The sequence below is a fragment of the Labrys sp. LIt4 genome (assembly GCF_017813775.1).
Classification (GTDB): Bacteria; Pseudomonadota; Alphaproteobacteria; order Rhizobiales; family Labraceae; genus Labrys; species Labrys okinawensis_A.
This window is the reverse complement of sequence record NZ_JAGIPY010000003.1, coordinates 290,767-315,854: the sequence shown is the minus strand read 5'-3', so window position 1 is coordinate 315,854 and position 25,088 is coordinate 290,767. Positions and strand designations below refer to the sequence as shown.

General features: G+C 63.8%; 24 protein-coding genes. 12 read left to right on the top strand and 12 right to left on the bottom strand.

The features are described 5' to 3' along the window. Positions 1 to 105: 105 nt before the first annotated feature. Positions 106 to 1,158: an aldo/keto reductase gene (locus tag J8I29_RS07330; protein WP_209431138.1), complete on the bottom strand. Its 1,053-nt coding sequence runs from the start codon at positions 1,156 to 1,158 to the stop codon at positions 106 to 108. A gap of 11 nt (positions 1,159 to 1,169) precedes the next feature. Next, positions 1,170 to 1,886: a GntR family transcriptional regulator gene (locus J8I29_RS07325; protein ID WP_209431137.1), complete on the bottom strand. Its 717-nt coding sequence runs from the start codon at positions 1,884 to 1,886 to the stop codon at positions 1,170 to 1,172. A gap of 160 nt (positions 1,887 to 2,046) precedes the next feature. Between J8I29_RS07325 and J8I29_RS07320 the strand changes: the two genes are divergently transcribed. Further along, positions 2,047 to 3,576 carry an altronate dehydratase family protein gene (locus J8I29_RS07320; protein WP_209431136.1) on the top strand — a complete coding sequence of 510 codons (1,530 nt, stop codon included), beginning with the start codon at positions 2,047 to 2,049 and terminating at the stop codon, positions 3,574 to 3,576. Between the two features lie 153 nt (positions 3,577 to 3,729). Next, the gene (locus J8I29_RS07315; protein WP_209431135.1) at positions 3,730 to 4,473 is read left to right on the top strand and encodes an alpha/beta fold hydrolase; all 744 of its coding nucleotides are present in this window, start codon (positions 3,730 to 3,732) and stop codon (positions 4,471 to 4,473) included. On the opposite strand, the gene J8I29_RS07310 is transcribed toward J8I29_RS07315, so the two are convergent. Beyond that, on the bottom strand, positions 4,470 to 5,693 hold the full coding sequence (locus tag J8I29_RS07310; RefSeq protein ID WP_209431134.1) for a TCR/Tet family MFS transporter: 1,224 nt from the start codon (positions 5,691 to 5,693) through the stop codon (positions 4,470 to 4,472). The two genes, J8I29_RS07315 and J8I29_RS07310, sit on opposite strands and share 4 nt — an antisense overlap. Before the next feature lie 198 nt (positions 5,694 to 5,891). Here J8I29_RS07310 and J8I29_RS07305 point away from each other — a divergent pair, with 198 nt between their 5' ends. The 4 genes from J8I29_RS07305 (at position 5,892) to J8I29_RS07290 (ending at position 11,395) form a co-directional block, all read left to right on the top strand. Then, positions 5,892 to 7,178 carry a 3-phosphoshikimate 1-carboxyvinyltransferase gene (locus J8I29_RS07305; RefSeq protein WP_209431133.1) on the top strand — a complete coding sequence of 429 codons (1,287 nt, stop codon included), beginning with the start codon at positions 5,892 to 5,894 and terminating at the stop codon, positions 7,176 to 7,178. A gap of 29 nt (positions 7,179 to 7,207) precedes the next feature. Further along, complete coding sequence (locus J8I29_RS07300) at positions 7,208 to 8,674, top strand: deoxyribodipyrimidine photo-lyase (protein ID WP_348535989.1); 1,467 nt, start codon at positions 7,208 to 7,210, stop codon at positions 8,672 to 8,674. A gap of 107 nt (positions 8,675 to 8,781) precedes the next feature. Then, positions 8,782 to 10,176, top strand: a complete 1,395-nt coding sequence (locus J8I29_RS07295; protein ID WP_209431132.1) for an amidase — start codon at positions 8,782 to 8,784, stop codon at positions 10,174 to 10,176. A gap of 43 nt (positions 10,177 to 10,219) precedes the next feature. Next, positions 10,220 to 11,395, top strand: a complete 1,176-nt coding sequence (locus J8I29_RS07290) for a CaiB/BaiF CoA-transferase family protein (protein WP_209431131.1) — start codon at positions 10,220 to 10,222, stop codon at positions 11,393 to 11,395. A gap of 400 nt (positions 11,396 to 11,795) precedes the next feature. On the opposite strand, the gene J8I29_RS07285 is transcribed toward J8I29_RS07290, so the two are convergent. The 3 genes from J8I29_RS07285 to J8I29_RS07275 all read right to left on the bottom strand — a co-directional run bounded on the left by J8I29_RS07285 (position 11,796) and on the right by J8I29_RS07275 (position 13,281). Next, the gene (locus tag J8I29_RS07285; RefSeq protein WP_209431130.1) at positions 11,796 to 12,395 is read right to left on the bottom strand and encodes a nitroreductase family protein; all 600 of its coding nucleotides are present in this window, start codon (positions 12,393 to 12,395) and stop codon (positions 11,796 to 11,798) included. Between the two features lie 248 nt (positions 12,396 to 12,643). Continuing rightward, complete coding sequence (locus tag J8I29_RS07280) at positions 12,644 to 13,054, bottom strand: DoxX family protein (RefSeq protein ID WP_209431129.1); 411 nt, start codon at positions 13,052 to 13,054, stop codon at positions 12,644 to 12,646. Between the two features lie 47 nt (positions 13,055 to 13,101). Next, positions 13,102 to 13,281 (bottom strand): hypothetical protein, encoded by a 180-nt coding sequence (locus J8I29_RS07275; protein ID WP_105865133.1) that lies wholly within the window; start codon positions 13,279 to 13,281, stop codon positions 13,102 to 13,104. A 95-nt stretch (positions 13,282 to 13,376) separates the two neighbouring features. On the opposite strand from J8I29_RS07275, the gene J8I29_RS07270 reads away from it, so the two are divergent. After that, positions 13,377 to 14,312, top strand: a complete 936-nt coding sequence (locus J8I29_RS07270; RefSeq protein WP_105865132.1) for a LysR family transcriptional regulator — start codon at positions 13,377 to 13,379, stop codon at positions 14,310 to 14,312. A 56-nt stretch (positions 14,313 to 14,368) separates the two neighbouring features. On the opposite strand, the gene J8I29_RS07265 is transcribed toward J8I29_RS07270, so the two are convergent. The 4 genes from J8I29_RS07265 to J8I29_RS07250 form a co-directional block, all read right to left on the bottom strand. After that, entirely contained in the window at positions 14,369 to 15,190 is an 822-nt protein-coding gene (locus tag J8I29_RS07265; RefSeq protein ID WP_209431128.1) for a DeoR/GlpR family DNA-binding transcription regulator, read from the bottom strand. 311 nt (positions 15,191 to 15,501) lie between these two features. Next, a complete protein-coding gene (locus J8I29_RS07260; protein WP_209431127.1) occupies positions 15,502 to 16,557 on the bottom strand; it encodes a hypothetical protein in 1,056 nt (351 codons plus the stop codon). A 377-nt stretch (positions 16,558 to 16,934) separates the two neighbouring features. Continuing rightward, on the bottom strand, positions 16,935 to 17,462 hold the full coding sequence (locus tag J8I29_RS07255; protein WP_209431126.1) for a DUF1269 domain-containing protein: 528 nt from the start codon (positions 17,460 to 17,462) through the stop codon (positions 16,935 to 16,937). Between the two features lie 157 nt (positions 17,463 to 17,619). Continuing rightward, complete coding sequence (locus J8I29_RS07250) at positions 17,620 to 18,048, bottom strand: VOC family protein (protein WP_209431125.1); 429 nt, start codon at positions 18,046 to 18,048, stop codon at positions 17,620 to 17,622. A gap of 67 nt (positions 18,049 to 18,115) precedes the next feature. Here J8I29_RS07250 and J8I29_RS07245 point away from each other — a divergent pair, with 67 nt between their 5' ends. From J8I29_RS07245 to J8I29_RS07230, 4 genes are all read left to right on the top strand, one after another. After that, the gene (locus J8I29_RS07245) at positions 18,116 to 18,712 is read left to right on the top strand and encodes a TetR/AcrR family transcriptional regulator (protein ID WP_209431124.1); all 597 of its coding nucleotides are present in this window, start codon (positions 18,116 to 18,118) and stop codon (positions 18,710 to 18,712) included. A 7-nt stretch (positions 18,713 to 18,719) separates the two neighbouring features. Continuing rightward, the gene (locus tag J8I29_RS07240) at positions 18,720 to 19,736 is read left to right on the top strand and encodes an aminoglycoside phosphotransferase family protein (RefSeq protein ID WP_245196762.1); all 1,017 of its coding nucleotides are present in this window, start codon (positions 18,720 to 18,722) and stop codon (positions 19,734 to 19,736) included. Further along, positions 19,733 to 21,040 carry a phosphopyruvate hydratase gene (gene eno / locus J8I29_RS07235; protein ID WP_209431123.1) on the top strand — a complete coding sequence of 436 codons (1,308 nt, stop codon included), beginning with the start codon at positions 19,733 to 19,735 and terminating at the stop codon, positions 21,038 to 21,040. Before J8I29_RS07240 ends, eno begins: the two co-directional genes overlap by 4 nt. Before the next feature lie 858 nt (positions 21,041 to 21,898). Next, the gene (locus tag J8I29_RS07230; RefSeq protein WP_209431122.1) at positions 21,899 to 22,399 is read left to right on the top strand and encodes a DUF523 domain-containing protein; all 501 of its coding nucleotides are present in this window, start codon (positions 21,899 to 21,901) and stop codon (positions 22,397 to 22,399) included. Positions 22,400 to 22,415: 16 nt separating this feature from the next. On the opposite strand, the gene J8I29_RS29965 is transcribed toward J8I29_RS07230, so the two are convergent. Then, on the bottom strand, positions 22,416 to 22,604 hold the full coding sequence (locus J8I29_RS29965) for a GNAT family N-acetyltransferase (RefSeq protein WP_245196761.1): 189 nt from the start codon (positions 22,602 to 22,604) through the stop codon (positions 22,416 to 22,418). Between the two features lie 463 nt (positions 22,605 to 23,067). Between J8I29_RS29965 and J8I29_RS07220 the strand changes: the two genes are divergently transcribed. Beyond that, positions 23,068 to 24,333, top strand: a complete 1,266-nt coding sequence (locus J8I29_RS07220) for an AGE family epimerase/isomerase (protein ID WP_209431121.1) — start codon at positions 23,068 to 23,070, stop codon at positions 24,331 to 24,333. Between the two features lie 110 nt (positions 24,334 to 24,443). On the opposite strand, the gene maiA is transcribed toward J8I29_RS07220, so the two are convergent. Further along, entirely contained in the window at positions 24,444 to 25,079 is a 636-nt protein-coding gene (gene maiA / locus J8I29_RS07215; RefSeq protein WP_209431120.1) for a maleylacetoacetate isomerase, read from the bottom strand. Between the last annotated feature and the right edge of the window lie 9 nt (positions 25,080 to 25,088).

The window sequence follows — 25,088 nt, the reverse complement described above, 5'->3', positions numbered from 1 at the left end:
TGCGATGGAGATGCGGGACCGCGTCGTAGTACCGGATTTGGTGAGCGGTCCCGTGTCTGCGAAGCAGCATTTCATGCTGCATCGCGCACGGGATGACCGCGCCGGTCAGGCCGGCACCGGCGCGTCCTCGCGCAGCAGGCCTTCGCTCTTGAGGTCGTCCCATAGTGCCGCGGGGATCTTGGCGCCCATGATCTCGGCGTTGCGGGTGACTTCCTGGGGCGACTGGCCGCCGGGAATGACGGAAACCACCTGGGGATGGCCGAGCGGGAATTTCAGCGCGGCCTCGACCAATTTGACGTGATGGGAGGCGCAGACCCGCTCGATCCTGGCGACGCGGTCGAGGATTGCGGGCGGCGCCGGATCGTAATTGTAGAACGCACCCGGGCGCGGGCCCGTCGCCAGGATGCCGGAATTATAAGGGCCGCCCAGCACGATGCCGATCTTCTTGTCCGCGCAATAGGGCAGGAAGCTGGTGAGGGCTTCCTGTTCGAGCAGTGTATAGCGGCCGGCCAGCAGGAAGACGTCGAAATCGCCGGCGCGGGCCAGGGTCTCGGCCACCTGCCATTCATTGATGCCGGCGCCGATCGCCTTGACCGTGCCTTCGCTGCGCAACTGCTCGAGCGCGCGATAGCCGCCCTCCATCAACTCCTTGATGCGCTGGTCGGAAGCCTCTTTCGAACCATGGGTGAAGATGTCGACATCGTGGGCGAGCAGCACGTCGATGGTGTCGATGCCCAGGCGCTCCAGCGAGAATTCCACCGAGCGCATCACCCCATCATAGGAATAGTCGTAGACCTCACGGCGGGACGGCGTGTCGAAGAACTTGCCGATGCCGGTGCGCTGATCCGGCGGCACCACCTTGAGCAGGCGCCCGATCTTGGTGGAGAGGACGTAGTCCTCGCGCTTGCGCCGGCGCAGCAGGGGGTTGAGGCGCGTCTCGGCGAGGCCGAGGCCATAGAGCGGTGCGGTGTCGAAATAGCGGATGCCGGCGTCCCAGGCCGCATTGACGGTAAGGGCGGCGACATCCTCGTCGAGGGCGCGGTAGAGATTGCCGAGCGGGGCGGTGCCGAATCCGAGTTCGGTGAAGGGAATTACCGCGCCGGAACGGCTGGTGTGCTTGCGGATGGCGAATTTGCTGTCGGGCAATTTGTCGGTCATAGCCTCTCTCTTCACAGGTCTTCGAACAAGGTGGGGTTTTCGGCGGCAAAGGCCACCAGTTCCGTGATGACGGAATCGAGATGCGCCTCCATGGCGCTGGCCGCGGCATCGGCGTCACCGGACCGCAGGGCCGTGACGATGGCCTGGTGGTCGACCAAAGTGAGGGCTATGTGCCGGGGCGAGGAGAGCAGCCGGCGGACGCGGTCGAGATTGGCGCGGGCTGCCTCGACGGCCGCCTTGACGCGGGCAAAGCCGAGGGCGTCGAGCAGAGTGAGGTGGAATTCGAGGTCGAGCAGGTGAAAGCCGCGACGGTCGCCGGCCTCGGCCGCAGCCTCTTGGTAGCGCAGATTGCGTTCGAGCGTCGGCAGCAGCCTGTCGTCATGGTCAAGGGCCAGGCTGCGAACCGCCTGCGCCTCCAGGGCGCGGCGGATGAACATGCTTTGGCGCACCTCGGCGAGCCGGATGCGCGAGACGCGGGTGCCGCGCTGCGGCAGGATCTCCACCAAGCCTTCGCCCTGCAGGCGGGCCAGGGCTTCGGAAACGGGAAAACGCGATACACCCAGTCTCTCGCAGAGGGCGAGCTTGTCGATATCCTCGCCCGGCGCGAGCTCGAAGCCGATGATGGCTTCCCTCAATACGGCCAGCACGCGCTCCGTCGTGCCGCCGCGGCCCGTGAGGCCGAGCGGCTCGAGAAAGGCATAAGAGGCTTTGACCGCAACGTCTGACATGCTAACATGTTAGCAATGCCCGTTGGCTTTGCCTAGAGCAAAGCGCGGTTTCTCCGAACCGCACTTTTTCTCTAGCTCCTTGTTTCGACGCGTCTTTGCGATTCTTGGTGGTTCCGTCAAATCGCAAAACGCTACAGCTCCTTTTCAACTGGATGTCGTCATGCAGATCGTTCCCAAAACCGCCCGGACCTTGCGCCTCAATGCCAGGGACAATGTGCTCGTCGCCATCGACGTGATCGAGCCCGGGGCGGAGGTCGAGGGTGTGGCGGCGCTGCAGCGCGTGCCCAAGGGGCACAAGATCGCCGTCGCGCCGATCGGCGAGGGCGAGCCGATCGTCAAGTTCGGCCAGATCATCGGCTTCGCTTCTCAGCCGATCGTACCGGGTTCGCACGTCCATTCGCATAATTGCGAGTTCCATGCCTTCGAGCGCGATTATGCTTTCGCCGAGGATGCCCGGCAGGAGGCCATTCTGCCGCTCGATCAGCAGGCGACTTTCCAGGGCTATCGCCGCCCCAACGGCAAGGCGGGCACGCGCAACTATGTCGCCATCCTCACCAGCGTGAACTGCTCGGCCTCGGTGGCCCGTTTCATGGCGGATGCCTTCAACCAGTCCGGCATCCTGGCCGACTATCCCAATATCGACGGCGTGGTGCCTTTCGTGCACGGCACCGGCTGCGGCATGGCCGACAAGGGCGAGGGCTTCGAGATCATGAAGCGCACGCAGTGGGGCTATGCCTCCAATCCCAACATCGCCGCCGTGCTGCTGGTGGGCCTGGGCTGCGAGGTGTTCCAGATCGGCCGCATGAAGAGCGAATACGGCATCGTGGAGGGCGATCATTTCCAGACCATGACGATCCAGGATACCGGCGGCACGCGCAAGACCATCGAGCAGGGCATGGAGCGCATCAAGGCGATGCTCCCGCTCGCAAACCAGGCCAGGCGCGAGACGATTCCCGCTTCCGAGCTGATCCTGGCGCTTCAATGCGGCGGTTCGGACGGCTATTCCGGCATCTCCGCCAATCCCGCTCTCGGCGCCGCCGCCGACCTGCTGGTGCATCATGGCGGCACGGCCATTCTTTCCGAAACGCCTGAGATCTACGGCGCCGAGCACCTGCTGACCCGCCGCGCCGCCAGCCGCGAAGTCGGCGAGAAGCTGGTCGAGCGCATCAAGTGGTGGGAAGAATATACGGCCAAGAACAATGGCTCGATGGACAACAACCCGTCTCCCGGCAACAAGGCCGGTGGCCTGACCACCATTCTGGAGAAATCTCTCGGCGCCGCGGCCAAGGGCGGCACGACGACGCTGACCGCCGTCTATGAATATGCCGAACCCGTGAAGGAGAAGGGCTTCGTCTTCATGGACACGCCCGGCTACGATCCCGTCTCGGCCACCGGGCAGGTCGCCGGCGGTGCCAATGTCCTTTGTTTCACCACCGGCCGTGGCTCGGCCTATGGCTGCAAGCCGACGCCGTCGATCAAGCTCGCCACCAATTCCGACATCTATCGCCGCATGCAGGACGACATGGACATCAATTGCGGCGACGTGCTGGAGGGCGTCTCGATCGAGGAGAAGGGCAAGGAGATCTTCGACAAGATCCTGGCCGTCGCCTCGGGCGAAAAGTCCAAGTCGGAAGAACTCGGCTACGGTTCCAACGAGTTCGTGCCCTGGCAGGTTGGCGCGACGATGTAGTTTCGGAAGCGGCCCGCATTGTACGCCACTTGTTATTGCCGGGCTTGACCCGGCAATCCAACGCTTCAGGCCGGCGCGCGGCCGCCCCTGGATACCCGGAACAAGCCCGGGTATGACAAGTGCCGAGCCGTTCTCTGCTAAAAGACTTCTGCCATGCCCTTCATCTCCCATAACGGTCATCGCACGCATTATCAGACACTTGGTGCCGGTCTACCCGTCGTTCTCCTGCATGGGCATTTGCTGAGTTCCCGATGCTGGCTCGACGGCGGCTTCGCCGAAGCGTTTCTGGCCGATCACATGGTGGTGCTGGTGGATGCGCTCGGCCATGGCCAGAGTGACAAGCCGGCTGATCCTGCCGCCTACCGCCTCAAAGACCAGGCCGGCAAGGTGGCGGCTGTGATGGATGCCCTCGACATCGAGAGGGCGGATGTCATCGGGCATTCGATGGGGGCGTGGACCGCGGCCGGCATGGCGAGGCACTGGCCCGATCGCCTCCAATCCCTGACGCTCGGTGGCTGGGACCCGGTGAAGGGCGTCGCAGCGGCCTTTCCGCCGGGTTTCGAGGGGCCGTTGCTTTTCGAACAGGCCCTCGAACTGGCGCGGGCCTTCGTGCCGCATCTGGTCTCCTGGGTGACGCCCGAGGACGAGCCGGGCCTTCGTGCCAGCTGGGATGCGCTCGCCGAAATGGATGGCCTGGCGGAGGCCTTGCTGTCGGGCCGGGCGCCGGTGCTGATGTGGTGCGGCCGCGACGATATCCGCGGGCGCCATATGAAGGTCTTCGCCGAGCGCCATGGCGTCGAGATGATCTGGACCGCGGGCAATCACAACAGCGTCGTCTATGAGCACGCGCCCGAGGGGGCGCGGGCCGTCAGGGCCTGGCTCAGGCCGGATGGCTAGGATGCCGGCCGTTTCTCCGGCACCGCGAGGAAAGCCAACAAGGCAAGAGCCGCGATGATCGCCGCGGCGAAGAAGGGCGCGCCGGGCAGTTCGATCACGGCTTGCTTGCCGGCGAACAGGCCGAAAAGCTGGGTCGCCATGGCCGGGCTCAGAATGGCGGTAATGCCCATCAGGCCGGAGATCGCGCCCTGCAACTCGCCCTGAGCATCGTCGTCGACCTGATGCGACATCATGGCGTTGATGGCTGGCATGGCAATGCCGGCAAGGCTGGAGAAGCCAAGCAGCGCGTAGATCATCCAGCCCTTGTTGGCTAGGCCATAGGCGACCAGCACGGCCGCCTCGAGCGCCAGGCAGATGGCGGCGGTCCGCCATTCGCCGAGAAGCCGGATGATGGCGCCGACCAGGCCGCCCTGCACGATCCCGGTGATCACACCGAAGGCCGCCAGCGACAGGCCGACATCGAACTCGCTCCAGCCATAGCGGTAGATCGTGTAGTAGGCCCAGATGGCCGGGTAGACATTGTTGGCCAGGAAATGCAGGAACAGCACCAGCCCGGCGCCAAGCAGGAAGGGGTGGTGGCGAAAGGCGATCAGGGTGCCGAGCGGATTGGCGCGAGACAGCGAGAAGGGGCGGCGCTTTTCGGGCGGCAAGGTCTCCGGCAGCACGAAATAGCCATAGACGAGATTGGCGATCGACAGGGCCGCCGCGGCGAAGAAGGGCGCCCGCGGGCCCAGCCCGGCAAGCAGGCCTCCCAGGGCCGGCCCCAAGGCGAAGCCGACACCGAAGGCTGCGCCGATCATGCCGAAGGCCTTGGCGCGCTCCTCGGGCTTGGTGATGTCGGCAATGAAAGCATTCGCCGCGCTGTAGGAGGCCCCGCAAATGCCGGCGATCAGCCGTCCGAGGAAGAGCCAGGCGATGGTCGGGGCGAAGGCGGTCAGCAGATAGTCGATGCCGAGGCCTCCGATGGAGAGCAGCAGAATCGGTCTGCGCCCGTGCGCATCGGAGAGGTTGCCGAGGATCGGGCCGAACAGGAACTGCATGGCCGAATAGGCCACGAACAGCCAGCCGCCGATCACCGAGGCCTGGGCGATGTCGACATGGGCGACGTCCTCGATCAGGCGCGGCAGCACGGGAATGATGATGCCGAGGCCGATCATGTCGATCAGCACGGTGACAAGAACGAAGGTGAGGGCGTGAGGGCTGGTCTTCGATTCCGTCATGGGCCACCCTATCTGAAATACCAGATCCTCCGCAGGTTGTCCTTCTAGCCGGCCGCAGCCGCGGCGTGCAATCGGCGAAGCCGCGGAGACGGGATTGGTTCTCGCTTGGCGCAATCGCGCAACAATCGTAGAGAGGGCACGATAGCGTCTGTCGGCCCGTTGCGGACGCGCCTTGCTGTTGGAATGAAGGAATAGAGGATGTCGACGGATTGGAGCGGAGATCTGACCACGGTGATCCCGCCGGATCATCCGCTGCGTGGGCGCGTGGTGCCGCCGGGCTCCAAGTCGATCACCAACCGGGCTCTGCTGGTGGCGGCGCTGGCCAAGGGTACCAGCCGCCTCACGGGGGCGCTGAAGAGCGACGACACCCGCTATATGGCGGTGGCGCTGCAGGCCATGGGCGTGACCGTCGAGGAGCCCGACGCGACCAGCTTCACCGTCAACAGTTCCGGCCGCCTGATGAAACCGGCGGCGCCGCTCTTCCTCGGCAATGCCGGAACAGCCACCCGCTTCCTGGCCGCCGCCGCGGCCCTGGTCGACGGTAACGTCGTGGTGGATGGCGATGCCCATATGCGCAAGCGCCCGATCGCACCGCTGGTTGCGGCACTCGGAGCGCTTGGCATCGCAGCCGAGGCGCCGACGGGATGCCCGCCGGTCACCGTGCATGGCAAGGGCAGTTTCGGGGCAGGGCGCGTCGAGATCGATGCGGGACTGTCGAGCCAATATGTCTCCGCTCTGCTGATGGCGTCCGCCTGCGGCACGGAGCCCGTGGACATCGTGCTGGCGGGGGGCAAGGAGGGCGAGGAGATCGGCGCCCGCGGCTATATCGACCTGACCCTCGCAACCATGCGGGCTTTCGGGGCCGAGATCGAGCGGCCTGATGCCCGCACCTGGCGCGTGGCCCCGACCGGCTATCGCGCCACCGACTATCTGATCGAGCCGGACGCCTCTGCCGCGACCTATCTGTGGGCCGCCGAGGTGCTGACGGGGGGCGCCATCGACCTCGGCGTTCCCGCCGAAGCCTTCACCCAGCCGGACGCCAAGGCCCATGCCCTGATCGCGGCTTTTCCGCATCTGCCGCCGGTGATCGACGGTTCCCAGATGCAGGATGCGGTGCCGACGCTGGCCGTTCTGGCCGCCTTCAATCAGACGCCCGTGCGCTTCACCGGCATCGCCAATCTGCGTGTCAAGGAATGTGACCGGGTGTCGGCGCTTGCCGACGGTCTGACCCGCATCCGCCCCGATCTCGCCCGTGAGGAGGGCGACGATCTCATCGTCGCCTCCGATCCCGGCCTGGCGGGCCAGACGCTGCCGGCTTCGATCGACAGCTATGCCGATCATCGCATCGCCATGAGCTTTGCGCTGGCCGGGCTGAAGATCCATGGCATCTCCATCCAGGATCCGAGCTGTGTCGCCAAGACCTATCCTGGCTATTGGCAGGCGCTGGCCTCGCTCGGGGTGCAACTGGAGGAGAGCCGCGCGTGAAAGCAGGCTGAGGCGGGGGCAGTGGTGTGATGATGACGACTTCTCCCGCGCTCAAGCCTGTGATCGTCTGGTTTCGTGACGATCTGCGCCTGCGCGACAATCCTGCCTTGCACGCCGCCTGCCAGGCCGGCGTTCCCGTGCTTTGCCTCTATATCCACGAACCGGCGGGTGAAGGACGGCGGCCGGAAGGTGCAGCTCTCTGGTGGCTGCACGGCTCGCTTGCAGCGCTGGATGCGGACCTTCGTGAAAGAGGCGGGCGGCTGCACGTCTTTGCCGGCGCGGCCGAGGAAGTCCTGTCTACGACCGTAGACAATCTCGGCGCCAGCGCCGTCTACTGGAACCGCCGCTATGATCTGGCCGGCCGAGATCTCGATACGAGAATCAAGGCCAGCCTGCGCGCTCGCGGTGTCGAGACGCATAGCTTCAACGGCTCGCTCCTGCGGGAACCCTGGACGGTTTCCTCCCAGTCGGGCGCGCCCTATCGCGTCTTCGGAGCCTTTTGGCGGGCCCACCGGCAGGGCGTCGTCGATCCGCCCCTGCCGGCGCCAGCCGCGTGCGCCTTTACGCCGCTTCCGGAAGCGTTCGCTCGGCGCTTTGACTATCCAACCGGCCTCGAGCCTGATCCGCAGCGCCCCGATTGGGCCGCGGCGATGCGTGGGGACTGGAGGCGCGGGGAGGCGGCGGGGCTTGCCTACCTGCAGGACTTCCTCGACGAGGATTTGGCCGGCTATGCCGACAACCGCGATCGTCTCGATGACAGGACGACATCGCGGCTATCGCCCTACCTGCGCGCCGGCAATGTATCCGCACGGCAACTTTGGCATGCCCTGTCGGTGCGGCAGGATGGCGGCATGGCGGCCGGCGATCGCGACATCGAGAAGTTCAAATCGGAACTCGGCTGGCGCGAATTTTCCTATTCCCTGCTCTATCACTGTTCGCCTTTGCACGAGCGCAATCTCCAGCCGGAATTCGACGCCATGCCCTGGCGCCGGGACAGCCAGGATCTCGCCGCCTGGAAGCAGGGCATGACCGGCTATCCCGTCGTCGACGCCGCCATGCGTCAGTTGTGGGCAACCGGATGGATGCACAACCGCGCCCGCATGATCGTGGCCTCCTTTCTGGTCAAGCATCTGCTGATCGATTGGCGGGACGGGGAGCGCTGGTTCTGGGAGACCCTGGTCGATGCCGATCCGGCCAACAATCCGGCGAGCTGGCAATGGGTGGCCGGGTCGGGCGCCGATGCCGCGCCCTATTTCCGCATCTTCAATCCGGTGACCCAGGGCGAGAAGTTCGATCCGGAGGGGCGCTTCGTGAAGAGGTGGCTGCCGGAGCTCGGACGCCTGCCCGCTCCCCTCGTTCACCGCCCCTGGACAGCCTCGTCCGCACAGCTCGATGCGGCCGGCATCCGCCTCGGCAAGACCTATCCCCTTCCCATCGTCGATCACAAGATCGCTCGCGAAAGGGCGCTGGGGGCATGGCGTTCGCTGCGCAGCTAAGGCTCGATGGCGAAGGCCGGAACCATGGCCAGCAGCGACGTCGCAGCCCCTACCGCGATAAGGTTTCTGCCGCTAGGTTGAGGACCGTTGAGTCTGAGGGGGGAGCCATGGCGGAATTGAACAGCGCGGTTGCACTGGCCGAAGCGATCCGGAACGGCAAGGCGTCCGCGCTCGAAGCCGTCGAGGCCAGCCTGGCCCGGTCGACCCTGGCGCAACCGCGGATCAATTGCTTCACCGAGATCTATGCCGAAGAGGCGCGCGAGCAAGCCGCCCGCGTCGACGCGCTGCCTCTTGCCGAGCGGGCGGGACTGGCCCTGTGCGGCGTGCCGATCGGCATCAAGGATTTCACCCCCATCGCCGGTAAGCTGACGACTTTCGGCTCGAAGGTCTTTCGCGACCACGTCGCCGAGCGTGATCCGGTGATCGTGCGTCGCCTGAAGGCGGCCGGAGCCGTGATTGTCGGCCACACCACCACGCCGGAATTCGCCTATTCCGGCCATACCCAGAGCCCCCTGTGGGGCATCACCCGCAATCCCTGGAATACCGAGTTCAGCGCGGGCGGCTCTTCGGGTGGCTCGGGGGCAGCGGTCGCCGCCGGCTGCGTGATGCTGGCCGAAGGCACCGACATGGGCGGTTCGGTGCGCATTCCCGCTTCGCTCTGCGGTGTGGTCGGGCTGAAGCCGAGCTTCGGGCGTATCCCGATGGATATCCTGCGCACGCAATATGACACGCTCGCCCATTTCGGGCCGCTGGCGCGTTTCGTCGATGACGCCGCCCTGTTCCTGGCGGTCAGCGAAGGACCGGATGACGCGGACGCCCTGTCCCTGCCGGCCCTGCCACCGGCATTTCCCGTCGCGCCGGCGCCGGCCCGCCCGCGCCTTGCCGTTTCGCTCGATCTCGACACCCATGCGATCTCGGACGAGGTTGCCGACCTGTTCCACCGGCTCGTCGACGATCTCGCCCGGTCCGGTGCCGAGGTCGCCTGGGTGAAGACCCCGTTCAGCGTGCAGTCGGTCCTCGATTGGGAGGATCTGTGGGCCTATTGCTTTGCGGGCGATGTCGGGCATCTCCTCGAAGGGCATCGGGGCGATCTCGATCCGAACGTGGTCGCGCTGATCGAGGCCGGCCGCAAGCTCGATGCCGTCAAGCTGAGAGCCATCGAGCACCGTCGCACCGCTCTGTGGCGGGCTTTTGCCGAAGTGCTCAGGGGATACGATGCCCTTTTGTGCCCCACCACCTGCACGACCGCGCCCTTTGCCGATCCTGCCCGGCGCGAGCGCGACGAGATCCTGCCCGACGGCCGTTTCAAGTCGGTCGACATGACCGGCCATTTCAACCTGACCAGTTCATGTCCGGTCATTTCCGTGCCGATGGGCCTCGGCGCCAGCGGCATGCCGGCCGGCGTGCAGATCGTCGGCCATCGCCATGACGACCGCGGCGTGCTGGCCTTGGCCAAATGGATCGAGGGGCTACGGCCTCCCACCTTCCCGGTCGCCGCCTGACGCATTCCCCCTAATTTTTTACACGAAAGCCCCTGTCGCCATCATGTGGACACCTCTGTCGGACCTTCCCGCCCATAATCCGCCCAAGCCGCTCTATGGCGTGCGCGTCCTCGAACTCGCCCGCATTCTGGCCGGACCCTGGGCCGGGCAGCTCCTCGCCGATCTTGGCGCCGAGGTCATCAAGGTGGAGCGGCCGGGGCAGGGCGACGATACCCGCACCTGGGGCCCGCCCTTCATCACCACGGAAGACGGCGAGAATCTCGGTGCGGCCTATTTCCATTCCTGTAACCGGGGAAAGCGCTCGGTCGCGCTTAATTTCGAGACGGCCGAAGGGGCCGACCAGGTCCGCGCCCTCGTGCGCGAGGCCGATGTCGTGCTGGAGAATTTCAAGGTCGGCGGTCTCAAGAAATACGGGCTCGACCACGAAAGCCTGAAGGCGATCAATCCGCGCCTGGTGACATGCTCAGTCACGGGATTTGGACAGGATGGTCCGTATGCCTCCAGGGCAGGCTATGACTTCATGATCCAGGGCATGGGCGGCATCATGGATCTCACCGGCGATCCCCAAGGCGAACCGCAGAAGATCGGCGTCGCCTTCGCGGACGTCTTCACCGGAGTCTATGCGGTAGTCGGCGTGCAGGCGGCTCTGCGGCGGCGCGAGATGACGGGGCTGGGCGGGCATGTCGACATGTCGCTGTTCGACGTGCAGCTCTCCGTGCTCGCCAACCAGGCGATGAACTATCTCGCCTCCGGCAAGAGCCCGACGCGCATGGGCAATGCCCATCCCAACATCGTGCCCTATCAGGTGTTTCCGGCCAGCGACGGCCACATCATCATCGCCTGCGGCAATGACAGCCAGTTCGTCAAGCTCTGCGGCGTGCTCAACATCCAGGATCTCGCAGCCCACCCCGATTATCTCACCAACAAGGATCGGGTCCGCAACCGCGACACCCTGGCGGCCCTGATCGCCGGATTGACCGGGCGACGCACCAAGGCGGATCTGCTGGCATCATTGGAAAAGGTCGGCGTGCCGGCCGGCCCGATCAATTCGGTCGCCGATGCCCTGCATGATCGCCAGGCCACCCATCGCGGCATGATCGTCGACCTGCCGCATCCAGGCGTGAAGGGCGGTTCCATTCCTTCCGTGCGCACGCCCATCCTGATCGATGGCGAACCGATGGTGGCACGCACGGCGAGCCCGGACCTGCCGAAGACTTAGAGGGATTGGTGTGCCGATCTCCAGATCGGCATTCTCGAAACCTGTGCCGACAAGGAAATGCCGATCCCCTCCATCTCTTGATGGAGCTGAGGAGGTCGGCACACCGACGTCGCGCTCATCCGGGTTCAAGGCCATGCGTAAGTTCGATGCATGAAGCAAAAAGGCCGCTGCTGGAGCCAATGCAGTTCACTTAAGCGTTTCGGGGTGCTCGACCTTTGTCATTGCCGGGCTTGACCCGGCAATCCAGCTCCCCGACGGTTCGTCCGTGCGGCTTCTGGGTAGCCGGGTCAAGCCCGGCTATGACAATTCGGAGCGGTTCCTGCTTAAGTGAACCGTATTAGCTGCTGGAGCGGCCTTTTCCATCTGTTAGACCGGTGCGGGCGGCAAAGGTCTCCTGTCTTCAGCTGAAGACCTTGAAGCGGTCGTTGTCGTTCATGAAGCTCTTCTCGGGGAAGGGCTGTTCGTTGGAGCCGAAGGGCATCTGGGCGCGCAGCTTCCAGGATTTCGGCACATCCCATTCCTTCTGCACGGCCTCGTCGACCAGCGGCGCGTAATGCTGCAGGCTGGCGCCGATGCCATGCTCGGCCAGCGCCGTCCATACGGCGAACTGGGCCATGCCGCCGGACTGCTCGGACCAGACCGGGAAGTTGTCGGCATAGAGCGGGAATTTCTCCTGCAGGCTCTTCACCACGTCCTGGTCCTCGAAAAACAGCACGGTACCGGCGCCGGCGGCGAAGGAATTCATCTTGGCCTCGGTCGAGGCGAAGCTGTCGGCCGGCACGATCTTGCGCAGGATTTCCTTGGTCAGGTGCCAGAACTTGTCGCTCTGCTTGCCGAACAGGATCACGGCGCGCGAGCTCTGCGAATTGAACGAGGAAGGCACATGCTTGATCACGTCCTGGATCAATCTGCTGATCTCTTCCTCGCTCTTGGGCAGCGTCTTGCCCAGGGCGTATTGGGTGCGGCGGGTCTTGATATGGTCGATGAAGGACTTGGACATGAGGTGTCTTCTCTATCTTCTTGACGGCGGGGAGGAGCCATCATGGGCGGAAGGTTCTATCGCGGCTTTCCATGCCCGAAACGAGCCGGCATGGCTACTGCGACAATCTCGATGGTTAGATGGGAAAACGTTGAGATGTCGTAGCGCTTCCCTCGGAGAATGGAAAAGCGTTGCCAAAAGGCCAGACGGACCGCTGCGATCCGTCTGGCAGTTGGCGACGCAAGGCCGGGCCCGCCCGGCCTTCCTCCTCAGGCGGTCGCAACGGCTTTCCGGTTGAGCACGGCGTCGACGCTGAGGCTGCCGGCACCGAAGGCCACGATCTGAAGCAGGCCGCCGGCCATGGCGATGTTCTTGAAGAAGTGGATGAACTGGTTCTGATCGCCCAGATTGTTGTGGAAGAAAGCGGCGGCGGCGACCGAGAACACCGCCATGGCAAGGGCGACGAGGCGGGTCTGGTAGCCGGCGATCAGCAGGAGGCCGCCGACAAGCTCGACCAGGATGGCGATGATGACGCCGAGATAGGGAAGCGGCAGGCCGACGGCTGCGATGTAGCCGGCCGTGGCGGCAGGCGCCGTCAGCTTGCCGAAGCCACTGAGAAGAAAGATCGCCGCAATCAGTACGCGGCCGAGCAAGGGGGTGTAGCGAACGTCTGAGGACATGGCAGTTTCTCTTTATGATTGGGGAGGCGGTGAACGGGACTATCCCCTCAGCCTTTGATCTCGGTGAAGTGCGCACTTTCCAGCGCCTTGGCCAATGCATCCGTGGCACCCGAGGGGGCGAGGGCCACGATATGGATCTTCGGAAGCGGCGAAGCCTGCTCCTTGGCGGAGGCAGGGAAACTGGCTTTGCGTCCGAACAGGCAGTCCAACAGGCTGGTGATAGACATGGCGTGCACCTCATCTGAACTTGACGCCGTTATCTCAGAGATTGATGTCCAGGAAAATATGGATAATATAGACAAATAGGTTCGAGAAAGTTGATATGTCAGATCCCCGTCCCACGCTCGACCAGCTTCAGGTCTTCCTGGCCATCGTCGAGGCCGGCAGCTTCGCGGGCGCGGCTCGCCAGCTCGGGCGGGCTACCTCGGTGGTCAGCTATACCATTGCCAATCTGGAAGCCCAGCTCGGCCTGGAACTCTTCGATCGCCAGTCCACCCGCAAGCCCCAGCTCACCGAAGGGGGCAAGGCCATGCTGGCCGAGGCTCGCGTCGTGGCGCGCGGTGTCGGGAGCCTGATCGCCAAGGCCAAGGGGCTCACCTCCGGGCTGGAGGCCGAGGTCACGCTGACGGTCGATGTCATGTTGCCGCCCTGCGCCCTGGTGCGGGTGCTCAACGCCTTCCAGGCGGAGTTTCCCACCGTGTCGCTGCGCCTGCATGTCGAGGCGCTCGGCGCCGTCACCCAACATGTGCTGGATGGCATTGCCGATCTCGGTGTCGGCGGGCCGCTCTCGCGGGACATCATTGGCATCGAGCGGCGCGGCATCGGTTCCATCCGCCTGATTCCCGTGGCCTCTCCCTCGCATCCCCTGGCCGGGCTCGGCAGCGAGGAGGCCGATGTCAGGGCGCAGGAGCATGTGCAGCTTGTCCTGACCGATCGCTCCAAATTCACCGAGGGACAGGAATTCGGCGTGGTCAGCTCGAAGACTTGGCGCATCGCCGATCTCGGCGCCAAGTTCATGCTGCTCCGCTCGGGCATCGGCTGGGGCAGCATGCCGGAGGACATGGTGAATGACGACATCGCCGCCGGCCGGCTGGTGCGCCTGGCCATGACGGGCTGGGACCGCAATCTCTACCCTCTGCAGAGCATCCGGCGCACGGATACCGCTCTCGGCCCTGCTGCGAGCTGGCTGCTTGCCAAGCTGAAGGCGGCGCTGGACGAGACCGGCGAGGCACTCGCCGCTGCGCGTAGCGCGGCGTAAGCGCAGCAAGGAGCCCGCCTCGCCTTGGAAGGCAACAGGTCGCTGATGAGAGCGGCCTATCGCGGTGCCGTCCCCTTCATCGGCACGACGGTGACCTTGGTGCCGTAGCTATGAAGCGCTTCCAGATATTCGGGCTTGATGCCGTCATCGGTGATCAATTCGTCGATGGCGGAGAGCTCGCAGAAAGTCGAGAAGGAAGGCGCCGAGAATTTCGAGCTGTCGACCACTACGATGGTGCGGCGGGAAGACTGGATCATCTTGCGCTTGAGCGAGGCGACTTCGAGCGCGGCGTCGGTGAGGACATTGCCGCTGACGGCATAGGCGCCGGTGACACAGACATCGGCATGCACGGTGTTGAAGAAGCTCTCGCCCGGCTCGCCCCAGAGCGAGCGCCAGCCGCCGGGCCGAATGGTGCCGCCCGGCATGATCACGCGCCAGCTCGGTACGTCGGAACTCACCTGGGCGATCTCCAGGCTGTTGGTGACGACGGTGAGGGAAAGATCGCGCAGGGCGGCCGCCCGCACTACTTCCATCACGGTGGAACTGGCTTCGAAGATCACGCTCTCGCGATTGTTGATGCGCAAGGCCGCCTCGGCGCCGATGGCGATCTTCTGGGCGCGCTGCATATGGGCGTTGATCTGCGATTCACGTTCGAACGTTGCCTGCAATGGCGGCACCAGCAGGGCGCCGCCATGGGTGCGCTCGAGATAGCCTCCTTCCATCAAATGTTCGAGGTCGCGGCGAATGGTCGATTGCGAGCCGCCGATCGAGTCGGCCAGTTCCTGGATGGAGGCCGCCCCGTTGATGCGCAGATGCTCCAGAATGAGCGCCCGCCTTTTGGCGGGGATGATCTCGACGCGTTTGGTGGGGGCTTCCATATAATGCGGGCTCCTTTAGAGCGTTTTCCAGAAAAGTTGACAGACTTTTCGATTAAGAAAACGCGTCAAAACAAGGAATAAGAGAGCAAAGTGCGATTCGGAGAAATCTCACTTTGCTCTAGGCGGTGTGGATCATCGATACGGCCCCGAAGGGGATGGACCACCCCGGCGCCGCAGGACCACACAGGCCAGACTTACGCACAATCTTGCAGATTCTGCCATCGAAGCGCGTTGCTTCCCAGATGGACAAAAGGCGGATCGACGGGATCCGCCTTGCCAAATCGGCCTGGCAGGCCGAACGGTGAAGATCGTCAGGCCACCTTCTTCAGGGCTGCCGGCTTGAGCACGTCCTCGGTGATCGCCAGATCATCCTCCAGGCTGCGCTTGGGCTTGAGGCCGCTCTTGGACAGTTCGCCATGGTAGGCCTTGACGGCCTCGTCCGGCGCGATGCTGCCGTCGGCAACCTGGCGCATCAGCGCCAGCAGCGCGAGCGGGTCCTCGGCGAGGTTGATCTTGCGGCCGAACAAGGCGACGCGGCCGCCATATTTTTCGGCCTGGTGCAGCAATTCGAAGGTATCGCGGGTGGTGCCGGCGCCCCCGCCGAGCACGCCGACCACCAGGCTGGGATCGAAGCTCGCCAATTCCTCCAAGGCCTTGGGGCCGTTATAGACGATCTTGAGGAATTGCGGGCGGTCCGCCTTGGTCACGCCGGCAAGGCAGCGCAGGATGCTGTCATTGATATATTCGCCGATCTGCTCGCGATCGAGGCCGCAATCGACATTGGGATTGAAGACCTCGAAGAAGTACTTGAAATTGTTATCGGCGGCCTCTTCGCGGAAAGCAGCGAAGGCATCGAGCGCCTCGTAATCGTGATCGATGTCGTTGAGGAATGTCACCGAATAGAGGCCGAGATCGGTGCCGATCACGGGAGCGCCGATCGCAGGCTCGTTGGTGCCGTACATGGCGCGCGAAAGGTTGGCGGTCCGGAAATGGCGGGATGGGTGCTTGGTATAGGCCTGGTGACGCACGCCGCCCCAGCAATCGGTGGTGTCATTGGCGCGAATGGCGGGCTTCACCGCCGAATTGCGGAAGACGCCGCGCTCATGCAGCAGTTCGAGATTGGAGGCCGACACCAGCATGATGTCGACGATATCCTGTTCGACGATGGCCTGGATCTGGTCGATAAATTCGCTGCGCGTACGCACGCGGCCCTGGCCGCCATCGGCGCTGCGGGCAAAGCCGGTCGCGGCCAGGCCGGAGCCCATGTCGCCGTCCTTGGCATCGGCGATGATGAAGTCGGAACGCTTGTAGTTGCCCGCTCGAATGTTGCGCAGTTTCTGGTCGAGGCGGGTTTGGGGGTAGGCCATCGCATAGGCTCCTTGGACTGGCGATGAATGCCGCCGCTTCCTCGCAGCGGCGAGTCGCATTCATTTCAATGACACTCATATACGATCAAAATCTTTCAAACCAGTGCAAAGTTTTCCGTTCGCAAGGATTGTCGTAGCCGCAGGGAGCAGAAATCCCCGTCAAAGGACGATGAGACGTCGTATGGATGAGATTCATCATCCGCCGCCGCGCGCGGGGCGGCCTGCGATGCCGCTTCGCCGCCCGTTCGGATGACGCGAAGCGATTTTGCCTGGCTGGAAGCAGCGGCGCGCTGAGGACGCCGCTGCCGGCTACGGAACGAGGCGAGAGTGTCGGCGGCCGGCTGTCGGGCTGGCCGCTGCATGGGAGAAAAACGAACTCAGCCGCTGATTGGGGCGGGCGCTGCCGACAAAGCTTCCTGCAGCTTCTGCTCCTGCTCCGGCGACAGCGAGGTCTTGATGACCCGCCCCTTGAGGCCGCTGAATTCGGCCAGCACCTTCTCTGGCTGAACCTTGCGGACCAGCACGAACAGGGCCGAGGAATTGTTGGGAATGGTCTGGCCGAGCGACTTGATGAAGTCGTCGTCGATGCCATAATCCGCCAGCGAACCGGAGAGGGCGCCGACGCCCGCGCCGACGGCGCCGCCGATGGCGAAACCGGCCAGCGGATTGAGGAAGAGCAGGCCGACAAGTCCACCCCACAGTGCACCGGAGAGCAGGCCGGAACTCGCGCCGATGCTGGTCAGGTTGATGCTTTGCTTGAGATGAACCTTGCCCTCGGCATTGCGGGTAACCACCACGGCATCTTCGAGATCGACCAGATATTCCTTCTTCAGCGCATCCAGCTTGAGCAGGACCTTGTCTGCTTCATCGATGGAATCAAAGCCGACGACAATGAGATCGGACATCCAAAGCTCCTATGATGGACCGTGACGACGCGCATGAGGCGTCGTGAAAGCTGCTTATCCAGCAACCTTGTTGAATCCATATGACCGTTGTCGGGCCGGATTGTTCCCTGCCGCAGAGGCGCAGCGATTTCGATGTCGGCCTTCCGCTTGCCCGATCTCACTGGGGCGCGGCATTGGACGCATAATTGCCGGCGAATTCTTGCGTGGGTTGAATGGGTTTGATCACGTCGATCAGCACGCCATTGGGATCGGCCGTGATGAAATGACGCTGCCCGAACGCCTCGTCGCGCAAGTCCAGCAGGATTGGCAGGCCCGCCTGCTTGAGTCTTGCATATTCGGTATCGACATCGTCGACTTCGAAATTGAGCAGAAGACCGCCGGCCTGCCCGCCGCGCGTCTGTTCGGGAATGGTGTGATGATCGCCATCGAGCACGGCGAGATTGACCGTCTCGTCGGCCTCCGATTGCAGATGCACATACCAGTCGGCTTCGAACAGGATCCGGAAACCCAGGTGCTCGACATAGAAAGCCGCAGTCGCGGCCACTTGTTTGGTCATGATCACGGGATAGTAGCTGGTGATCTTCATGGACATTCCTGCGCCTCTCCTATAAACATGCAGACTGAATGTTTTTATTAACATACAGGCTGCATGTATGCAAGAAGGTGGCCGACGTACCAATCCGGATCGCACGCTCAGAACTCGAACGGCCTTGATTGCGGCTGCCCGGCGCTTGTTCGTGGTCAAGGGCTATGCTGATACGGGGACGCCCGAACTGGTGGCGGAGGCAGGCGTGACGCGCGGTGCGCTCTATCATCATTTCGCTGACAAGCAGGCGCTGTTCCGCGCCGTCGTGGAGGCGGAGAATGCCGCATTGGCCGACGAGATCGAGCGGGCGGCACCGGCAGAACTGGGGGCAATGGAAGCGCTGATCGCGGGCGGGGAGGCTTTTCTGGCCGCCATGTCAGAGCCCGGGCGTACCCGGCTCTTGCTGATCGAGGCTCCGGCCGTGCTGGGACGGGAAACGATGGATGCCATCGATGCCAGCCATGGCGGACGCACGCTGCGCGAAGGCATTGCCGCCGCGGTTGCAGGCGGGGCGTTGCGGCCGGTGCCTGTCGATGAGGCGGCACTGCTTCTGTCTGCGGTCTATGACAGGGCGGCACTGTCGATTGCGGCGGGGGCGGATGGAAAGGAATGGCGGGCGCTCATCCGCGCCGTGCTCGATGGCCTGCGTCCTGCGGCTGGATGAGGATCAGATGGCGCATTCCGATCACCTCTCCGAAGACGCCGCGCTGACGATCTCCGCCGCGTTGCGCCGTATGGGACTGCTCGGGCCGGGAGAGGAGGCGCGCTTTACGGCGTTGACCGGGGGAGTTTCCTCCGACATCCACCTGGTCGAAACGCCGAGCCGGCGCTTTTGCATCAAGCGGGCTTTGGCCCGCCTCAAGGTGGCTGCCGTCTGGGAGGCGCCGACGAACCGCAATGCCGCAGAGGCGGCCTGGATCCGTCAGGTCGGCCAGTGGTTGCCCGACGGCGTGCCGACCTTGCTTGGCCAGGACGAACAACTCGGCCTGTTCGCAATGGCCTTTCTGCCTCCCGACCTCAACCCGGTCTGGAAGGTCGATTTGCTGGCGCAGCGAGTCGACGCTACCTTTGCGGGCCGCGTCGGCGCCGATCTAGGCCTCATTCATGCCGCCAGCGCGCGGCAAGCGGGCCTGGCAGCCCGTTTTGCCAATGATGCGACCTTCCAGCCGATCCGCATCGAGCCTTATCTCATTGCCACGGCCCGCGCTCATCCCGACCTGGCTGGCAAGATTGAGGCCGTCGCCACTCGCACGCTCGCCAACAAGAAGGCGCTGATTCACGGCGATGTCAGCCCCAAGAACATTCTGTGCGGGCAGAAAGGCCCGGTTTTTCTCGACGCTGAATGTGCCTGCTTTGGCGATCCGGCCTTCGATCTCGCCTTCTGCCTCAATCATCTCCTGTTGAAGGGCGCGCGGCGGGGCGTGCCGCGCGCGGCCTATCGCGGTGCCTTCGAAGCCCTGGTCAGCGCCTATTTCGATAGGATCGACTGGGAAGACCGCGCCGATCTCGAGGCCAGGACCGCTGCCCTGCTGCCGGTGCTGTTTCTGGCGCGGGTGGATGGCAAGTCGCCCGTCGAATATCTGGCGCATGCGGATGAACGCGAGGCCGTGCGCCGCTTTGGCAGACCGCTGATCGCCGACCCGCAGCAAGATCTGATCGCCATCGCCAATGCCTGGATCCGCCAATGACCGATATAGCCATTCGTAGACTTGTTGCGCGCCGCATCTGGGATTCCCGCGGTCGTCCGACGGTCGAAGCCGAAGCCGAACTCAGCGATGGCACAATCGGGCGGGGCATCGCCCCGGCCGGCGCCTCCCGGGGCAGCCGTGAGGCGCTCGAACGGCGGGATGGCGGCGAAAAGCTGGGAGGCCTCGACGTCCAGGGAGCTCTCGCCGGTATCCGCGAGGAGATCGCTCCGCTGCTGATGGGCCGCGACCCGTTCGATCAAGCGGGGCTGGATGCGGCGCTGATCGCACTGGACGGCACGCCGACCAAGCAGAGACTCGGCGGCAATGCCACCGTCGCGGTTTCGCTCGCCGTGCTGCACGCGGCCGCCGCGAGCCGAGGCCTGCCGTTGTGGCGATATCTGGCCGGGGAGGGGGAGGTTAGCCTTCCCCTGCCGGAGATCCAGATCTTCGGCGGAGGCGCCCATGCTGGCCGCCGCACCGACATCCAGGATTTCATGGTGATGGCGCCGAAGGCGGTGAGCTTCGCCGAGGCGCTGGAGATCACGGCCGAGGTCTACCTTGCGGCCGGAAAGATCATGGCCGAGCGTGGCCTGCTGCAGGGCGTCGCGGATGAAGGAGGCTGGTGGCCGGCCTTCAACTCCAATGAAGAGGCACTCGATACGCTGGTGCTGGCCATCGAGCGCGCTGGTTTCACCCCGGGCGACGAAGTCGCGATCTCGCTCGATATAGCTGCTTCCGAATTCGGCCGCGACGGGCGGTATCGGCTCGGCCTGGAGAGGCGCGAACTCGATCGGGATGGCTTGGCGGATTATCTCCTGGGCTGGTGCGAGCGCTATCCCATCCTTTCGATCGAGGATCCCTTCGCCGAGGACGATGCTCTAGGACTGGCCCGCTTTACCGCGGCCGTGGGCCATCGCATTCAGGTCATCGGCGATGATTTCCTGGTCACCAATGCCGGGCTGGTCGAACAGGCGGCGAGAAACCAGACCGTCAATGCGGTGCTGGTGAAGGTCAACCAGGCTGGCACGGTCAGCGAGGCCAAGGCAGCCTGCGAGGCGGGACGGCGTGCCGGCTTCGGCACCATCGTGTCGGCCCGCTCAGGCGAGACCGAGGACGTCGCCATCGTCCATCTCGCCATAGGCTGGCATGCCGGACAGTTGAAGGTCGGATCCTTCGCCCGCTCGGAACGCATGGCCAAATGGAACGAGGCCCTGCGCATAGAAGAAGCCTTGGGATCCAGGGCACGCTTTGCCGGCATCGAAGGCCTGCCCTGCAAGGGGAGGCATAACTCCCATGGACGTTGACCTAAAGCGTTTTGCGATTTGACGGAATCACTTCGAATCGCAAAGACGCGTCGGAACAAAGAGTTAGAGACAATAAGCGTTCACACTTGAACGCGTTTTGCTCTAAGGGGCCAGCAAGATGAAGGGATTGTAGATAAGGCTGCCGGTGAGGGCCTACTCGCCCGTTCTTAGGGGAGAAGGCAATTGGCATCATACCCTTGTCTTGAGCGCCTCTCGGCCGAGGGCGCCCTCGAAAGGCGGTCCAACGCGTTTTGCGGACATCGTCGTGGCGGAGGCGAAAAGACATCCTGCCGGCCGACGCTCGGGAGGGGCGGGCGGAGCCTGGACCGTCAGGCAAAGAAAAGCCGGAGAAGGGAGCGCTCGTCTTCCTCCTCCGGCTGGTATTTACCTATATGACGTTACGTTTTTGCAATCGAAATCTGCGCTTGGATGCTAACGTTAAGCATCTCCAGGCAAATAAGGCGTTTGCAACCCCATAACATCATCGCAAGCTTGCGCCGCCTCCTAACAAAGCTGGCTACAGGCATCAATACAAAAAACGGCCTGAATGGCTCTTTCGCCGAGATAAATCGATTAACTGCTTGGATGGTCGAAAATTGTCTGACCTGAGACTGCCCGATATATGCTAATTCTAAGAAAATTCGCGCTATTGGTCGGGCCCGCATGCTCGAATCCCAATACGAGCTTCCCGAGCATAGAACCGGAATGTGACCGGACTGATACCAGGGGAGTACCGTAATGTCGTTCGGTTGCCGAGTGGAGGAGCGTCGACAGCCGGCGAGCCTCAATCCGGAGCTGGCGGTTGCGGCAGCAAGGGCTTGGTCCTATCACGGGGCAGATGGGCAGGAGTAGAGGGCAATGACGGCCAAGATTCTTGTGAGTGCTTGCCTCGTTGGGCGGCCGGTACGCTATGACGGAGCCGCGAAGACGCTGGATCATCCGAACCTCGCACGCTGGCGCGACGAAGGGCGTCTCGTGGTCGTCTGCCCCGAACTCGCCGGAGGATTCAGCGTGCCCCGGCCTCCCGCCGAGATCGATAGGGGCTTGTCCGGCAGCGACGTGCTGGCAGGCACGGCACGCGTGATCGATCTCACCGGTGCGGATGTGACTGCTCTCTATCTTGCCGGAGCAAGGAGTGCCCTGGCCTTGGCGCGGGCGGAGGGCTGCCGTTTCGCGCTCCTGATCGACGGAAGTCCGTCCTGCGGGAGTGCCTTCATCTATGATGGAGCGTTTGCCGGGCGTAAACATGCCGGCGCTGGCGTGACGGCGGCGCTCCTGCGGGCGGAAGGTCTCGAGGTTTTCACGCCGTTGGAAATCGCCGTTCTCGCGGCCAGACTGGAAAGCGTTGGCGCGGCGTGAGGGATATCCGGCTGCATCAGCTCAGGTCTTTCTCCATATAGACCCTGCGCAGGCCATTTTCCTCGGCGCGATGGGTTTCGATATATCCGCGGCGCGTGTAGAGCGCGATGTTTTCCGTCATTGCCTCGTTGGTGTAGAGCCGGATGAGGCGATAGCTGGCATTGCGGGCCATGCTCTCGGCAGCTTGCAGCAGGCTGCGACCCAAGACCCTGTCCCTGGGCTGCAGGAGCAATGGCGATATTGTCCAGCAGCAGGGCGTCACCCTCGGGAATTAGAACGAGAATGCCCTGTATCTCCCCCACGAGTTCGATGAGGTGCACATGCCGGTCGCGGATGGATGCCGCATGATCATCGAGCATTGGTCCGGGTTTACGGCCGATGCGGGCGATATAGGGAGAGTAGGCTGCCTCGATGATGCGCTCGACCGCAGGAAGATCCGCCTGTGTCGCAAGGCGCATGGTTCGCTCCATCCTGTCCTCCCGGTGCTCGAAGGGCTTCATCTCAAACCGCCTCATCTCATTCAACCCCAGCCAGCAGCAACGGGCATTCCCGTGCTCGGTCGACGTTCTCAGCCGCCATTTCCTCATACCAATCTGTGGCGCAGGCGCCCGAGCTGTTCTAAGCAGGGGAACGACGCCCCAATCCGTGCCGTATCGAGGAGACTTCCGATGACGTCCGCCGCTTCCGCTTCCGCCACGCCAAAATGGGTGACGTTGTCGACCCATCGGGCCTGGCTGCTGCAGCAGGCCGAAGCCCTGTTTTCCGTGTTCGAGCGGAACAGCCTCAACCCTCTCGGCGGCTTCTACGACCTCGACATGGCCTGCAAGCCGTTCGCACCAGGACAGCCGGCCGGCAGCCCGCCGACACGGCAGATCCATTCGACCACCCGCATGGTGCATTGCTTCGCCATCGCCCAGCTGATGGGGCGCCCCGGTGCCGACGTGGTGATCGATCACGGCATGGACTTCATCTGGAACGGCCATCGCGACAAGGGCAAGGGCGGCTATTTCTGGGGTGTCGGCTATGAGGGCCCGACCGACGACACCAAGCAGGCCTATGGCCATGCCTTCGTGCTGCTGGCGGCCTCGAGCGCCAAGGTCGCCGGCCATCCCGATGCCGACCGTCTCCTCACCGATATCTCCACCGTGCTGGACGAGCATTTCTGGGAGGAGGGGCCGGGCGCCACGGCCGAGGAATTCACCCGCGACTGGCAACCCTTCGACACCTATCGCGGCCAGAACTCCAACATGCATCTGACGGAGGCCCTGATGGCCGCCTTCGAGGCGACCGGCGACAATGCCTATCTCGACAGGGCCGAGCGCATCGCCGATCTGATCGTGCGGCGCCATGCCGCCGGGAACGGCTGGCATCTGCCCGAGCATTTCAGCCAGGATTGGCAACTCGACAAGGACTATTCCGGCAGCCCGGTCTTCCGCCCCTATGGCACCACGCCGGGTCATTGGCTCGAATGGGCGCGGTTGCTGCTGCAGCTCTGGGAACTGGGCGGGCGCAAGCTCACCTGGCTGCCCGACGCCGCCGGGAACCTGTTCCGTCAGGCCGTCAAGGACGGCTGGGACCATGAGAAGGGTGGCTTCTTCTATACGCTCGACTGGACCGGTGCGCCGCGCATTCGCGATCGCTATTGGTGGCCCTGCTGCGAGGGCATCGGCGCGGCGGCCTTCCTCAACGCCACCGATGGAGACGGTTTCTACGAGGAATGGTATCGCAATATCTGGAACTTCAGCGCTGCGCGCTTTATCGACAAGGTGCATGGCGGCTGGTTCCCCCAGCTTGGCGACGACCTCCAGCCCAACACCGGCCCGTTCTACGGCAAGGTCGACATCTACCATGCCCTTCAGGCCTGCCTCATCCCACTGCTGCCGACCACCGGCAGCATCACGCGCGGGCTGATTACGGAGGGGGTGAAGCTGTGAACGCACGAGCTGCAAGCGTCGACGCCGAGAGAGGGAAATTTCGTTTAAACAAAGAGTTATAGAGAAAAAGTCATTTCTTTCCTCATGAGCAATTGAGGACAGCTACACTCTCATTCGGCGTCGGGCTGGTTCGCCGGATGCGCCTTGACGAAGGCCGGATGCCCTTCGGCCTCGGCCTCGACGCGGCGGATGCGGGGATAGTCATCCAGCGGCACGTCGAACCGGCGGGCGGCATAGAGCTGCGGGATGAGGTAGACGTCGGCCAGGCCCGGTGCGTCGCCGAAGCAATAGGGGCCATCGCCGATCAGCGCCTCGATGGCTTTCAGACCTGAGCCGACCCAGGTTGCGATCCAGGCGCTGACTTCCGGCTCGGCCTGGCCGAGCATCCGGCGCAGATAGGTCAGCGGGCTGAGATTGTGCAAAGGCTGGATATCGCTGCCGATGATGGCGGCGACGGCCCGCACCTTGGCGCGCTGCGTAAGGTCGGCAGGCAGCAATGGCGGCGTAGGATATGTCTCCTCGAGATATTCGAGGATGGCGGACGATTGCGTCAGAGCCGCGCCGTCGTCGAGTTCGAGTGTCGGTACGCGCTCCTGCGGATTGATTGCCCGATAGGCCTCGGCATGCTGTTCGCCGCCATTGCGCACGAGATGAATGGGAACATGCTCGGCGTCGAGGTTCTTGAGGGCAAGCGCGATCCGGACCCGATAAGAGGAGGTGGAGCGCCAATAAGTGTAAAGTTTCATGGGCGTGCT

Bases quoted from the DNA above. Each gene is read 5' to 3' on its own strand.
- J8I29_RS07220 (WP_209431121.1), top strand. From the start codon at position 23,068: ATGACGTCCGCCGCTTCCGCTTCCGCCACGCCAAAATGGGTGACGTTG.
- J8I29_RS07265 (WP_209431128.1), bottom strand. From the start codon at position 15,190: ATGGAAGCCCCCACCAAACGCGTCGAGATCATCCCCGCCAAAAGGCGG.
- J8I29_RS07305 (WP_209431133.1), top strand. From the start codon at position 5,892: ATGTCGACGGATTGGAGCGGAGATCTGACCACGGTGATCCCGCCGGAT.
- J8I29_RS07315 (WP_209431135.1), top strand. From the start codon at position 3,730: ATGCCCTTCATCTCCCATAACGGTCATCGCACGCATTATCAGACACTT.
- J8I29_RS07240 (WP_245196762.1), top strand. From the start codon at position 18,720: ATGGCGCATTCCGATCACCTCTCCGAAGACGCCGCGCTGACGATCTCC.
- J8I29_RS07230 (WP_209431122.1), top strand. From the start codon at position 21,899: ATGACGGCCAAGATTCTTGTGAGTGCTTGCCTCGTTGGGCGGCCGGTA.
- J8I29_RS07300 (WP_348535989.1), top strand. From the start codon at position 7,208: ATGATGACGACTTCTCCCGCGCTCAAGCCTGTGATCGTCTGGTTTCGT.
- J8I29_RS07320 (WP_209431136.1), top strand. From the start codon at position 2,047: ATGCAGATCGTTCCCAAAACCGCCCGGACCTTGCGCCTCAATGCCAGG.
- J8I29_RS07310 (WP_209431134.1), bottom strand. From the start codon at position 5,693: ATGACGGAATCGAAGACCAGCCCTCACGCCCTCACCTTCGTTCTTGTC.
- J8I29_RS07270 (WP_105865132.1), top strand. From the start codon at position 13,377: ATGTCAGATCCCCGTCCCACGCTCGACCAGCTTCAGGTCTTCCTGGCC.
- J8I29_RS07290 (WP_209431131.1), top strand. From the start codon at position 10,220: ATGTGGACACCTCTGTCGGACCTTCCCGCCCATAATCCGCCCAAGCCG.
- J8I29_RS07275 (WP_105865133.1), bottom strand. From the start codon at position 13,281: ATGTCTATCACCAGCCTGTTGGACTGCCTGTTCGGACGCAAAGCCAGT.
- J8I29_RS07285 (WP_209431130.1), bottom strand. From the start codon at position 12,395: ATGTCCAAGTCCTTCATCGACCATATCAAGACCCGCCGCACCCAATAC.
- J8I29_RS07295 (WP_209431132.1), top strand. From the start codon at position 8,782: ATGGCGGAATTGAACAGCGCGGTTGCACTGGCCGAAGCGATCCGGAAC.
- J8I29_RS07260 (WP_209431127.1), bottom strand. From the start codon at position 16,557: ATGGCCTACCCCCAAACCCGCCTCGACCAGAAACTGCGCAACATTCGA.
- J8I29_RS07245 (WP_209431124.1), top strand. From the start codon at position 18,116: ATGCAAGAAGGTGGCCGACGTACCAATCCGGATCGCACGCTCAGAACT.
- eno (WP_209431123.1), top strand. From the start codon at position 19,733: ATGACCGATATAGCCATTCGTAGACTTGTTGCGCGCCGCATCTGGGAT.
- J8I29_RS07325 (WP_209431137.1), bottom strand. From the start codon at position 1,886: ATGTCAGACGTTGCGGTCAAAGCCTCTTATGCCTTTCTCGAGCCGCTC.
- J8I29_RS07330 (WP_209431138.1), bottom strand. From the start codon at position 1,158: ATGACCGACAAATTGCCCGACAGCAAATTCGCCATCCGCAAGCACACC.
- J8I29_RS07255 (WP_209431126.1), bottom strand. From the start codon at position 17,462: ATGTCCGATCTCATTGTCGTCGGCTTTGATTCCATCGATGAAGCAGAC.
- J8I29_RS07280 (WP_209431129.1), bottom strand. From the start codon at position 13,054: ATGTCCTCAGACGTTCGCTACACCCCCTTGCTCGGCCGCGTACTGATT.
- J8I29_RS07250 (WP_209431125.1), bottom strand. From the start codon at position 18,048: ATGAAGATCACCAGCTACTATCCCGTGATCATGACCAAACAAGTGGCC.
- maiA (WP_209431120.1), bottom strand. From the start codon at position 25,079: ATGAAACTTTACACTTATTGGCGCTCCACCTCCTCTTATCGGGTCCGG.